Raw genomic sequence first — 12,544 nt, forward strand, 5'->3', positions numbered from 1 at the left:
ATACCTAGTGCTGTTAAAAATATTGTTATGAAATTTAGAAGCTTGAATTTATTTAGTAATATAGATGTTGCTATAAGGAATGGTAAAAAGAAGAGATATATAATGAATAAATAAGTAAGCATAGAACTCATTGAAGCTAAAATAATGAGCACTGGTATAGGAGCGAACAATAGACTCTTTATTATGTCTAAATACCGATAGGCAACCGTTACAGAATTTTTGTTATATTGAAGCATATTAAAAATTATAGAATCGAGAATAAATTATGCTGAAATTTTGCTGCAAACTCATTGTTTTATCCAGTCTTTTTTGTAGTCCATGGCTATACGCACAAACTGACACTGATGAGCAAGATGAATATAACCAATGTGTTGATCAGACGATTAAAGAAATGCAGCTTGAAAGCATTAATAACATGGTCGTGCATAGTTGCTCTGAACAAGCTAAAAAGACTTATGAAGAAAAAATTGTTGCTCTGATTGATCAAATTCGTACACAAAGCGAAGAATACAAACAGCCAGAACGTTATCAAGATATTTTAAAATCTCAGCGACTTTGGAAAGCTTATGTAGATCAGGAGTGTAACAATGCAGGCTCATACATTGGCTCGCCGATGTATTCGTATTGCCCTATGCAAGAGTATGCAGCGCGTGTAAAACAACTAGAAGAATACGTTAACTAAGGCGGATTATTTAAACGTCACCTCATGACGCTTAGCGTACTCCACTGGATTAAATTTAAGAATGAAAAATGATATTTTTTAAACGATGCCATAAATGAGTCGTTTGATATGTCTGATCGCATTCGAGAAAAACTACAGATTCTTGCTGATGCTGCTAAATATGATGTGTCTTGCTCATCAAGTGGCAGTGACCGTAAAAATAAAGATAAAGGTTTGGGTGATGCCAGTCATTCAGGTATTTGCCATAGCTATACCGAAGATGGCCGCTGTGTATCTCTCTTAAAAATTCTATTTAGCAACGTATGTATTTTTGACTGCGCTTATTGTGTTTCACGTCGTTCTAATGACGTTCAACGTGCAGCATTTACGGTACAAGAGGTGGTGGACTTAACCATTAATTTTTATCGACGTAATTATATTGAAGGCTTATTTTTAAGCTCAGGCATTTTTAAATCAGCCGATCATACGATGGAGCGTATGCTTCAAGTCGTGAAGAAGTTACGCCTTGAAGAAAACTTTAATGGCTATATTCACCTAAAAACCATTCCGGGGGCATCGCCTGAACTGATTCATGAAGCAGGTTTATATGCTGATCGTATGAGTATTAATTTAGAGATGCCGACCGAAATTGGGCTAAAGACTTTTGCACCAGAAAAGTCCCATCAGGAAGTGCAAAAAGATTTAGGGTTAGTGCGTGACAGACTTATTCAGCTTAAAGATGAGCGACAAATCATTAAGCATGTACCGAAATATGTACCAGCAGGGCAAACCACTCAAATGGTAGTGGGAGCACATCAAGAGTCAGACCAAGATGTCTTGTTTATGGCAGACAAGCACTATAAAGAATTTAAGCTCAAACGGGTCTATTTTTCGGGTTACATTCCAATTAATACCGAAAATAATTACTTACCAGCAGTCGGTTCTGCACCGCCGTTACTTCGGGAAAATCGACTCTATCAGAGTGATTGGCTGATGCGGTTTTACGGTTTTCAGGTCAATGAAATCGTAAATGAGAAATTCCCGAATTTGGACCTCGATGTTGATCCAAAATTGAGCTGGGCTTTAAGGCATCCTGAGCAGTTTCCAGTAGATCTAAACCGTGCAGATTATCAAATGATTTTACGTGTACCCGGCATTGGGGTGAAATCGGCCAAGAAAATTGTGCAGGCTCGCCGTTTTGGCAAAATCCACATCGATTTACTTAAAAAGTTAGGTGTCGCCTATCAGCGAGCAAAATTCTTTATTCGCTGTGAAGACAGTCCAAAATTCCAAAAAGAATTATCTTCAAGCTTTATCCGGCAGCAGATTTTAACGCAGGGTTCATCGAAATATGTGCAGCAGCTTTCGCCACAATTAAGCCTTGGGTTTTAGTCATGTTTAATTATGAGGTAGCTTACTATTTTGATGGTTCAATGGTTGGGCTGCTGAGCTGTGTTTTTCGTGCATTTCAATTTAAAGAATTGCAGGTCAGACTTTGTTTGAATGATGCGGCTCAACATGGCTTATTTGCCGATAAAATTGAGGTTTCAAATAACGAGCAACATGCCGAGCGTGTTTGGTCCGCACTACAAAAAAAGCTTACATCTTCATCATTAAAACAATTTTATTTTGCTTATTTATCTGAATCGTTAGATGCCTATCAGCATTTATTTAATTACTGTATTTACGTTTTTACTAGTCACTCATCGATAGAAAAAGATTATTCGCACCCAAGTGTTTTAGCAATTTCGCAGTGGACGAAAAAGGTCGGGCGAGAGAAGCATCGGATGGAAGCTTTTATTCGTTTTAAGAAAACCAAAGATGAGCTGTTTTTAAGTCTGGTACGTCCCGATTTTAATGTTTTACCGCTCATTCAGCCGCATTTTAAACGGCGTTATCAAGATCAGCGTTGGCTCATTTATGATGAGAAACGTAAGTTTGGACTTTATTATGATTTAAGGGAAATACATGAAGTTTCACTCGAAGCACCCAACATCGACCGTAATTTAAATAACGGAATGAGCCAAAGCTTTCAGCTGGAGTTAGATGAGCAAGAAGTCTTATATGACCAGCTTTGGAAAGATTATTTTAAGAGCGTAAACATTACGGAACGTCAGAATATAAAACTTCATGTGCAATATTTGCCGAAACGTTATTGGCGCTATTTAAATGAAAAACTAATTGAATATTAAAGTTTTAAAATAACAAAAGATAATTCAACAGAGTTTCTTATCTTTGAAAGATATAATTTAAATGCACTTTATGTGGCTTTGGGCGTATACTTTTGCCCGTTATAAATAACGGCATATCCCCAAAGGTGTTCTGTGAGTGTTATACAGCGAGAATGGTTACAGATTTTAAAACCAAATTTTAAGGTTTTACCCTTAAAAGAACGGTTGCTTTGCGGTGTTGGAGCACTGTGTGGTTTAGCAATTTCTTCTTTAATTAGCTGGTATGTTTTAGGTGGAATTAATGCCTGGTACATTGCACCCATGGGAGCTTCATCTGTTCTTTTATTTGCTGTGCCAACCAGTCCATTGGCTCAACCATGGAATGTGATTGTTGGTAATACGCTAGCCGGAATTATTGGGGTTGTCTGTGCACAGTGGATTCCTGATTTAACCACTGCTTTTAGTGTCGCAGTAGGCTTTGCCATATTTTTGATGATGACCACTGATTCTTTGCATCCACCGAGTGGTGCAGTTGCGATTACGGCTATATTGGGTGGTGCTGCAATTCATAAATTGGGATTTTATTTCGTTTTTTATCCGGTTCTACTCAACTCGTTACTTTTACTCGGTTTCGCCGTCTTTTTTAATAGATTAATTGGAAGACATTATCCAGTTACCGCACGTCTCAATGAGCGTAGCAAAGACCCAACACCAACTCAAAAAGTATCGATTCAGCCTAAAGATATTGAATACGCATTAGAGCACCACACTGAATTGCTAGATATTAGCCAATACGATTTAGAAAAAATTATTTTAGATGCACAGGAACATGCCAACGAACGCATAGTCAATCAATATACCTGTCAGGATATTATGAGCCGTGATGTGATTAAGTTGCATGAAGATGATGATATTCATCAGGCGCTGGATAAGTTCAAGCATATTAACCTTATGAGCTTACCGGTGGTCAATGCTGACAATCATCTAGTAGGAACTTTAGCGTTATATGAAGTTGTGGAATGGTTTAAAGGTGCAGCGGACCCAAGAAACTCTTGGCAGCATTATGTGAAACAGATTATGAGTCATAGAGTGGTGACAGTATTGCCAACACAGCCTATTCAAGATCTTGTGCCTTATTTTGTCGAAAAATCTTTTAATTATATTCCAGTGGTCGAGGAGCGGAAGTTAATCGGAATGATTAGCCGTGCAGATATGATTGCTGCTTTACAACAACAGTTAAATCGTAAGTTATAGTTTTTAAGAATAAAAAAAGCTACGGTTGATTAGGGGATGCAACCGTAGCGACCAAAATTAATTAACGTGTTTGCTCTTCATGTACAGTTCGGACGGATTGTCGATAGCCTTCAATATGTTCTGGCTGTTTTTTCGGAATGACTAACCACAAAACCAGATAAACTAAGATTCCGGGAAAGGCCGCACTCATAATTGAAATCACAACAAAAATAATGCGTAGTAAAGTTACGTTCCAACCAAAACGTTCAGCAATACCACCCATTACACCGGCGATCATGCTATGTCGGTTCGAGCGATATAAACCAGAACTGGCCATCTAATTCTCCTTAAAAATAAAAAGTTACAAGGAATTGCTTATTCTCTTGCTTAATAAAAATATGGAGACGAAATAACGGGTTTAAAGTCTTCTAACAAGTAAAATGGTTAAAATATGTAAAGGATTAGAATGAAGGAAACCAACATCAACTAAAATGCACCCTTTCAGGGCTTAACGGTTTATCGCATCAATTGGCTCGTGCCTGAAATGAATATAAACATGGCTGTTGCTGTTATCTGTGAATAATGTATATGTCTTTGAAGCGGTCTAGGTTTTTAGTTAAGCATTTGGTTGTAGGGACTATGATGTGCCTGACACTTAGTGCTTGCGACATAAACCACACCAACTCCAAAGATCACTCTAGTCTAAGTTCTAGTTCTACTAATGAAGAAAATTTAATAAAAAATAGTACATCTACAAAAACATTAGATTATGTGGCAGGTCGTACTTTTTTACCTGAAGAAAATTTAGATCAAACCAAAAAATTAAGCGCAATCTCATTGCAATATGTAGGGCGATATCACACCCGAATTTCATGTGAGGATGCATTTGCCGATTGTGAGTCTGGAGAGGCGGAGTACATTTTAAATTTATTACCCAATGGATCAGCTTATTGGAATGTTATTCATTTTGGCCGAGTGGGAAGTAAGGATGGAGCCAAAAGTACTGCTATAAATCAGTTGTGTCCTGATTTAAATTGGAAAGTACATGAAAGAGAGCATGAGTTAACCATTCACTGTCCTTTATCTAATGTTAATTTTTATTTTAATGTTGATTCAAACAAAAGATTGATCGTGAATCTAGAAAAACTGTTTTATAGCGACTACGGTAAAAACCGTGAGTTTTTGGAACAAAACTATTTTGTTCCGAAGCAAGCTTATGTTCTGACTAAAGAATAAATATTAAATTTTTACTTGAATAAAAAAGAGCGCAATATGAATTGCGCTCTTTTCATTTCACGATTTAAAAATCATTAGTAGTCGAAGCTAAAGTGTTCAACTGGTAATGATGTTAATGTGCGAGAGGTTGTCACCATTGATTCTGCATGACCTTGGGTGCGAGGTAACATACGGTCAAAGTAGAAGTCTGCAACTTTGATTTTTGCCTTATAGAATTCAGGCGTTTCTGCACCATCACCTGCTTCAAGCTTCTCAGACGCAATGACTGCTTGTTGCGCCCAGAAGTAAGCCATCATCACGTAACCTGAGAACATCAAGAAATCTACAGAAGCAGAAGATACGATGTCACGGTCTTTACGTGCAGCAAGCATAATACGAACTGTTAAAGTGTTCCACTGAGCACAAAGCTTAGTTAAATCCCAAGCAAAACGACGTAAGTACTTATTACGTGCGTGTGCAGCACAGAATTTTAAGATTTCAGCAGTGTAGTCACGAACCACTTTACCTTTTGAGCTAAGCAATACTTTACGACCAATCAAGTCAAGTGCTTGAATGCCTGTTGTACCTTCGTATAGCGTTGAGATACGAGCATCACGAGCGATTTGTTCCATGCCCCATTCTTTGATGTAGCCATGACCGCCGTAAACTTGCATACCGTTATTTGCAGCTTCTAAACCAAGTTCAGTCAAGAAACCTTTCAAAATTGGTGTGTAGAAACCAAGTTTGTCATCGTAGTCTTCGTAAGCAGCTTGGTCGCCACGTGTTAATGCATCTGTCATTTTGTCTGCAAGTTTTGCAGCATGATAGATCATTGAACGGCCACCTTCAGCAATTGCTTTTTGAGTCAACAACAGGCGACGTACGTCAGCATGATGAATGATGGCATCTGCAACTCTTTCAGGTTCTTTTTTACCAGAAAGTGCACGCATAGACATACGATCTTTCGCATAAGGTAATGCACCTTGGAACGATAACTCAGCGTGCGCAATACCTTGAACAGCAGTACCAATACGTGCTGTATTCATGAAGGTAAACATTGCATGTAAACCTTTGTTGACTTCACCGATTAAATAACCAGTGGCATTATCAAAGTTTAGTACAGCAGTTGCAGAAGCACGGATCCCCATTTTGTGTTCGATTGAACCACAGGTCACTGCATTACGTTCACCGATACCACTATCAGCAGTAGGGATGAATTTAGGTACGATAAATAATGAAATACCACGAGTACCAGCAGGCGCATCTGGAAGACGTGCGAGTACGATGTGAATAATATTTTCAGTTAAATCATGTTCACCGGCAGAAATGAAGATTTTTGTACCAGAGATTTTATAAGTGCCATCTGCTTGAGGTTCAGCTTTAGTTTTAACTTGTCCTAAGTCTGTACCACATTGAGGTTCGGTTAAGCACATTGTGCCGCTCCAAGTTCCTTCAACAAGTTTAGGCATATACGTTTGTTTTTGCTCATCGGTACCGAATTGCAAAATGGTGTTCATACAACCCGAGCTTAAGCCAGGGTACATTGTGAATGACCAGTTTGCAGTACCCATCATTTCTGATTTGATGAGGTTTAAAGACATTGGTAGGCCTTGACCACCAAATTCTTCTGGATAAGAAAGACCTTGCCAACCACCCATAACGAACTGGTCATAAGCTTCTTTAAAGCCTTTAGGTGTAGTTACTTCGCCGTTGTCAAAATGGCAACCTTCTTCATCACCAGACTGGTTAAGTGGCGATAATACGTTTTCACAATAATCTGCCGCACCTTCAAGAATCATATCAACGGTATCTGGATCTGCATTTTCACCATTTGATAAAGTTTTGTAGTGAGCAGGGTAATCTAATACTTCATTCATTAAGAAACGAATATCATGTAGCGGGGCTTTATATGCTGGCATGGCTTTAATCCTAATTTTGAATCATTGTGGGATTATCTGAATCGATGATTTGATTATTCACTCGCATGATAAAAATACAATGATAATCACATCCGAAAGAAATGTCAGAAAAGCGAATTTTGTCGAAAATAAATACACCTGAAAATACATTTTCTGCTACATTCAGGACTTATACTTTTATGTGAAAAAACAACTATTTTTATATTTTTAGCAAGTTTTGCTAAAAATATAAAGCGATAAGGTTTTAAAAAAGGTTATGCATTTAAAATATCTCAGTTTATGTTTATTCAGTTTGGGTTTGACCGCATGTGCGCAGCATAGCCTACGTCCATCAGTGGCATCTGCTCATTTAGATCAAAAAGTCATTCAGGGTATGAATGCAATGTATGAATACCCAAGCTATGACTACCGCGGGCATTTTAAAGTTAATGTTGATTCAAATCAGCCCAACAAAATAAGCACTGTAGAGAAGAGTGCTCAACTTGATGCTGAAGTGCAAAAAAAAGTAGATCAATATTTACGTGAACAAAAAATTAATTTGAATAAAAAACAGAAGCAGGCGCTCTATGCCGCAATTGCAAATGAGCAATCTGTTTCGGGTGTATCTGGCGAATCACGTTCAGAAAAAGTAAATGCCGTTTTAATCAATTTATTAAATGATCTCCAATTTAGTTACGATGGTTCAGTTCATTATCGTCAAAAAATGGGGTCTTTAAACCTTACGGCAAGATATGAAAAACCGACTTTGCTCGTGCAGGCAAAATTGCCAATGGTGCTTGATCTAAAGGATTATAAGTTTTACGTTAATTATTTCGGATTAATGCCTTATTTGGTGAATAAAGATAATCAAAACAACTTAGCCTATGTCGATTTTTCGAAATATAAAGATCTGTTTACGAACGTCGATATGAAGAAGTTCGTTGAATATGTGAAGGCTTCTGGCGCCGTGTCTTATCGTTTGGCTGATCCGCAAAATTTACAACGTTTACCAATTACAGACGCTGACCGTAAGGCAGGAGTTGTAGAAAAAATTCGTTTAAAAGATACGGTTGAAGAGTTGCTACTGCAAGTCGATCTATATGGTCAAGTCAATGAAAAATACCTGCAAAAAAGTGTTTTAGGATTTGATGACCAAAAGATTGCTGAATCTATAGCAACTGAACTTGCTGCTTCTGAAGCTAAGAAAAAGTCAGGTGGTGCCGAAGGGCAGAAGGTTTCTTCTGACGATGCAGCGGCAGTCAGTCAACAACTTTACTCACTCATTAACGCTCATTTTGGCGGTACATTGGCTTCTGAGGAAGGCGATGAAGAACAATCAAGTGCCGCTCAAGAAGCAACGGCAGCAGCAGACGAGGCTTCTGCTTCAGGCCAAGATGAGGATGCTGCTGATGTTGCGGTAGCGGATGCTGAACAAACTACCCAAGATGAAGAAGGCCCAACCCTTACAGAAGAACAATGTGTTGAGTTACAGACCCTTAAAAAACCAGTAGTTTTAGGGGATATTAATTACTGTCAAATATATGGTGTTGATGTTCTTGATCAAAGCGTAGAGAGTGCCCAAAAAACTCAGATCAAGTCTCGTCAAGCTGCTTTAAAACAAACTTTTGCTGCTTATGATCAGAACCAGTTTGTGAATGATGAAGCATTCAAAGCTTTATGGTTAAAGCATAAAGCAGAGATCGAACAAGCTTTACCAAAACAAAGAAATCCAATTACGATTGATGTTGGACTCGATGAAAAAGGCCGTGCAGTCAACGTAGATTACGATATTGCATATACACCAGCTGAATTTAACCATCGCTTTAATATTAAAGCAGACATGCAAATTCTAAATTATGGTAAAGCAACTTCAATTGACCAGCAGCAGCTTAAACAAGCTAAATCAGTTGCTGAAGCAAGTAAGGGTTCTTTATTTGAAAACTTTGTAAAAGGCTTTAGTGAAAAACTTGGGCAGAGTGATGTTTCTGAACATGCAGTTGGCCCACATAGCGATGTACAAGATTTAGATTCGAATCTGGCGCTGTTGGCTAACCAAACTTATGATGCAACACGTGCCTATGACAAAACGTATAAGGCTGTGTTTATTGCAAAATTGACTGCCGAAAAACCGTCATATATTAATTATTATTCAGTTCAACAGTTGCAAGAAATTGCTGAAGTTTATGCTTATTGGTTCTCTGAAGAAGAAACCTATAATCCTCAAGGTAAGGCTTTAGAGCGTATCGAGGCATTGCAGAAAAAGCATCATCTTGAACAAGAAGACCAGTTTGATAATGATTTAGGCCGTGCTGTAGACCATATTGTGATTACAACAATGCAAGGTAAGGCTGGGCGTGAAGCATGGCAAAAATTACAGAAACAATATAAGCAGCCTGAGCAGCTTTTCTCGAAACAATATCAATTAGAATTTGAACAACAAAATGGTGCTTCTGCTGAAGAAAAACAATTGTTGTCACAAACAGCTGATATTTTAGGGAAGGTGTATGTTGCTGCACGTAAACAGCAACTTACGGAAAAAACAATTCAGAATTTAAAACCTGAACATAATGAATTTATTGATTATGAGATTTTCCGAGATGTTTATCAGCAAATGGTTACGACCAAAAAATAATAAATGAAGTAAAAAAAGAACCTACTTAAAGTAGGTTCTTTTTTTATATTTATAGAAAATCTTTTAATTCAGGTCTTACGCCATTCCAGATAGAAAAGGATTCAATAGCCTGACCGACTAACATCCCAAAACCTTCAGAATAGGGCACATTGCGTTGTTTAGCTTGCTCAAGGAAGCTAGATGGCTTGCCATAAGCCATTTCATAGGCATATTTAAACTCTAAAGTTTCTGGGAGTTGTAATGCATCACCCGAGAGGCTTGCAGAAGTTGCATTAATTACAATATCAAATTTCCCTTCTAGCTCATTTAGAGAAATTGCTTCTAATTGAGCTTGCGGGACTGCTACTTTTAGGTCATCTACAAGTTGTTCGGCACGAGCTAGAGTACGGTTTGCAATCACAATCTTTTTTGCGCCAGCCTGAACTAGAGGGTAAATAACACCACGAGTTGCACCACCAGCCCCTAAAATTAAAATAGTGGTATTTTCTAGGTTCCAGTCTAAGGCTTGAATTGCGGCCACTAAGCCTTGGCCATCAGTATTATCGCCGTGCAATTTGCCATTTTGCATCCATAACGTATTCACTGCTTTTGCAATCTGAGCACGCTCAGTTAGCACATTGCACAAAGCGAAAGCCTGTTCTTTAAACGGTACAGTAACGTTCATGCCACTTCCGCCATTTGCAAAGAAACTACGCATACTCGGCTCAAAACCATCAAGAGGGGCAAGACGTTTTTGATAGTCGAGATCAACACCTGTTTTTTGAGCGAAATCATGATGCAATTCAGGAGAGCGTGATTGTTCGATTGGGTTGCCAATTACTGCAAACTGTTTGGTCATTCTTATATCCAAAATTTTAAAATGGCGTGAAGCAGTTAAAAACGTGTGCTGAATATTCAGCAGGCCTCACTATAAGCCAAATTGGAATCAGAAAAAATATTTGAATGATGTTCAGAAAAGTGAAAATAAAAAAGGAGATTCTCTAGGGTGGAAGCCAAAGAATCTCCAAAAAGCAAAAAATTAAGCGACTTTTTCTTTTAAATTTAGCCAGTCACGTGGTTTTAGGTAATAGTCAGTTAAACGTTTCTCTGGAGAGTCTTCATCCCATTCAGGACGATAAGACCAACCTGCAAGGTTAGGTAGACTGACTAAAATAGATTCGATACGTCCACCTGTTTGTAAACCAAACAATGTTCCGCGGTCATAGACTAAGTTGTATTCGACATATCTGCCGCGACGGTAAAGCTGAAACTCTCGTTGTGCTTCGGTGTAAGGTTGTTCACGGTGTTTTTCAAAAATTGGCAGAATGGCATTTAAATAGCCATTACCCACAGCTTGAATATATTTAAAGCAAGTTTCGAAATCCCAGCCATTTAGATCATCAAAGAATAAACCACCGACACCACGTTGCTCATCGCGATGTTTTAAATAGAAATAATCATCACACCATTTTTTATGTTCAGCATAGACACTGTCACCAAAAGGCTGACACAGGTCGTAAGCGGCTTGATGCCAATCGATAACATCTTGTTCATCTGGATAGAACGGTGTTAAGTCAAAACCACCGCCAAACCACCAAATTGGATCTTGTCCTTCAGGCTCTGCAACGAATAAACGTACATTGGCATGAGAAGTTGGAATATTGGGGTTTTTAGGATGAATTACTAATGAGACACCAAGTGCCTGCGCTTTAGCACCAGCAATTTGAGGGTGTCTTTCTGTAGCAGAAGCGGGGAGTTTACTAATGTTGATGTGAGAAAACATCACACCACCTTTTTCAATCACTGTACCATTTTGCAAAACTCGTGAACGACCACCACCACCTTCAGGACGCTCCCAATCATCAATAATAAATTCGCTCGTACCGCCGCCAGCTTTTTCTTGTTGTTCTAAACCAGCACATATACGGGCTTGTAAATCGAGGAGAAATTCGCGGACACGTTGAATATCTGTTGAAGTCGGATGTTGCATAGTGACCCTCAAAGATGATTGAGATAGGAGATAGATACATCAAAGCATAAAACCATAAAAAAAGTAAGGGATTTTTAAGAAATGTCTCAAAAATCCCTTCCAATTATTTTTAAATTTATAATTTTGGCTTAAAAATCATCTTTTTGATAAAGGTGATCCATACGTTCACGTTTGGTTTTTAAATATTGTTCATTAAAAGGGTTGCGTCCAACCGTTAATGGAACACGGCCAACGATATTAATTCCTTGATCTTTGAGTGCCTGAATTTTCAAAGGATTATTGGTAATTAATTTAACTTCTTTCACTGCTAAGTGATCGAGCATAATGCTACACATGTCATAACGACGTGCATCGGCAGGTAAATTTAAAAGCAAATTTGCATCTACGGTGTCATGCCCCTGATCTTGTAAGGCATAGGCACGAATTTTATTAGTCAGTCCAATGCCACGGCCTTCTTGACGTAAATATAAAATAACGCCTTGTCCTGCCTCGTTGATGAGCTTTTGAGTTGCCTGTAATTGAGGGCCACAGTCGCATTTTAATGACGCAAACGCATCACCTGTTAAGCATTCTGAATGCACACGAACCAAAACAGGACCTGTAGGTGGATTTTCTAACCCTTTAGAAAGTGCCACATGTTCTTCACCTGATACCGGATCTTGAAAAACAGAAATATTGAATTCACCAAAAGCGGTCGGAAGTTTTGATGTTGCAATGAACTCTATAGGCACAGATTAACTCATCTTTTAACCGAAAACGGTTTAA

11 protein-coding genes are annotated in these 12,544 nt (G+C 38.4%); 6 read left to right on the forward strand and 5 right to left on the reverse strand.

Translation table 11 applies throughout. The features are described from left to right. The first annotated feature begins 265 nt into the window (after nt 1–265). From AC07M3_RS08505 to AC07M3_RS08520, 4 genes are all read left to right on the forward strand, one after another. Nucleotides 266–682, forward strand: coding sequence for a lysozyme inhibitor LprI family protein (locus AC07M3_RS08505; protein ID WP_494566945.1), 417 nt, complete (start codon nt 266–268; stop codon nt 680–682). A 108-nt stretch (nt 683–790) separates the two neighbouring features. After that, nucleotides 791–2,053, forward strand: a complete 1,263-nt coding sequence (locus AC07M3_RS08510) for a putative DNA modification/repair radical SAM protein (RefSeq protein ID WP_494566944.1) — start codon at nt 791–793, stop codon at nt 2,051–2,053. Between the two features lie 2 nt (nt 2,054–2,055). Beyond that, entirely contained in the window at nt 2,056–2,853 is a 798-nt protein-coding gene (locus AC07M3_RS08515; protein WP_494566943.1) for a TIGR03915 family putative DNA repair protein, read from the forward strand. A gap of 132 nt (nt 2,854–2,985) precedes the next feature. Beyond that, nucleotides 2,986–4,086: an HPP family protein gene (locus tag AC07M3_RS08520; protein WP_494566942.1), complete on the forward strand. Its 1,101-nt coding sequence runs from the start codon at nt 2,986–2,988 to the stop codon at nt 4,084–4,086. A 61-nt stretch (nt 4,087–4,147) separates the two neighbouring features. Here the strand turns inward: AC07M3_RS08520 and AC07M3_RS08525 are convergent, their stop codons facing one another. Continuing rightward, the gene (locus tag AC07M3_RS08525) at nt 4,148–4,402 is read right to left on the reverse strand and encodes a PspC domain-containing protein (RefSeq protein ID WP_004639576.1); all 255 of its coding nucleotides are present in this window, start codon (nt 4,400–4,402) and stop codon (nt 4,148–4,150) included. Nucleotides 4,403–4,653: 251 nt separating this feature from the next. On the opposite strand from AC07M3_RS08525, the gene AC07M3_RS08530 reads away from it, so the two are divergent. Further along, entirely contained in the window at nt 4,654–5,301 is a 648-nt protein-coding gene (locus AC07M3_RS08530; protein ID WP_494566941.1) for a hypothetical protein, read from the forward strand. Between the two features lie 74 nt (nt 5,302–5,375). Here the strand turns inward: AC07M3_RS08530 and AC07M3_RS08535 are convergent, their stop codons facing one another. Beyond that, nucleotides 5,376–7,199: an acyl-CoA dehydrogenase C-terminal domain-containing protein gene (locus AC07M3_RS08535; protein WP_003653705.1), complete on the reverse strand. Its 1,824-nt coding sequence runs from the start codon at nt 7,197–7,199 to the stop codon at nt 5,376–5,378. A gap of 256 nt (nt 7,200–7,455) precedes the next feature. Between AC07M3_RS08535 and AC07M3_RS08540 the strand changes: the two genes are divergently transcribed. Further along, nucleotides 7,456–9,810 carry a hypothetical protein gene (locus AC07M3_RS08540; protein WP_494566940.1) on the forward strand — a complete coding sequence of 785 codons (2,355 nt, stop codon included), beginning with the start codon at nt 7,456–7,458 and terminating at the stop codon, nt 9,808–9,810. A 49-nt stretch (nt 9,811–9,859) separates the two neighbouring features. On the opposite strand, the gene aroE is transcribed toward AC07M3_RS08540, so the two are convergent. The 3 genes from aroE to ribA all read right to left on the reverse strand — a co-directional run bounded on the left by aroE (nt 9,860) and on the right by ribA (nt 12,510). Continuing rightward, nucleotides 9,860–10,648, reverse strand: coding sequence for a shikimate dehydrogenase (gene aroE / locus AC07M3_RS08545; protein WP_494566939.1), 789 nt, complete (start codon nt 10,646–10,648; stop codon nt 9,860–9,862). A 180-nt stretch (nt 10,649–10,828) separates the two neighbouring features. Then, nucleotides 10,829–11,779, reverse strand: a complete 951-nt coding sequence (gene hemF / locus AC07M3_RS08550) for an oxygen-dependent coproporphyrinogen oxidase (RefSeq protein WP_465083481.1) — start codon at nt 11,777–11,779, stop codon at nt 10,829–10,831. A 128-nt stretch (nt 11,780–11,907) separates the two neighbouring features. Further along, nucleotides 11,908–12,510: a GTP cyclohydrolase II gene (gene ribA, locus AC07M3_RS08555; protein WP_005043912.1), complete on the reverse strand. Its 603-nt coding sequence runs from the start codon at nt 12,508–12,510 to the stop codon at nt 11,908–11,910. Between the last annotated feature and the right edge of the window lie 34 nt (nt 12,511–12,544).

The organism is Acinetobacter sp. GW821-FHT09D10, from assembly GCF_059416285.1.

What these genes read in the sequence shown, in the direction of transcription:
- AC07M3_RS08505 (WP_494566945.1), top strand. Translation starts at nt 266, where the DNA reads ATGCTGAAATTTTGCTGCAAACTCATTGTTTTATCCAGTCTTTTTTGT.
- AC07M3_RS08510 (WP_494566944.1), top strand. Translation starts at nt 791, where the DNA reads ATGTCTGATCGCATTCGAGAAAAACTACAGATTCTTGCTGATGCTGCT.
- AC07M3_RS08515 (WP_494566943.1), top strand. Translation starts at nt 2,056, where the DNA reads ATGTTTAATTATGAGGTAGCTTACTATTTTGATGGTTCAATGGTTGGG.
- AC07M3_RS08525 (WP_004639576.1), bottom strand. Translation starts at nt 4,402, where the DNA reads ATGGCCAGTTCTGGTTTATATCGCTCGAACCGACATAGCATGATCGCC.
- AC07M3_RS08530 (WP_494566941.1), top strand. Translation starts at nt 4,654, where the DNA reads ATGTCTTTGAAGCGGTCTAGGTTTTTAGTTAAGCATTTGGTTGTAGGG.
- AC07M3_RS08535 (WP_003653705.1), bottom strand. Translation starts at nt 7,199, where the DNA reads ATGCCAGCATATAAAGCCCCGCTACATGATATTCGTTTCTTAATGAAT.
- AC07M3_RS08540 (WP_494566940.1), top strand. Translation starts at nt 7,456, where the DNA reads ATGCATTTAAAATATCTCAGTTTATGTTTATTCAGTTTGGGTTTGACC.
- aroE (WP_494566939.1), bottom strand. Translation starts at nt 10,648, where the DNA reads ATGACCAAACAGTTTGCAGTAATTGGCAACCCAATCGAACAATCACGC.
- hemF (WP_465083481.1), bottom strand. Translation starts at nt 11,779, where the DNA reads ATGCAACATCCGACTTCAACAGATATTCAACGTGTCCGCGAATTTCTC.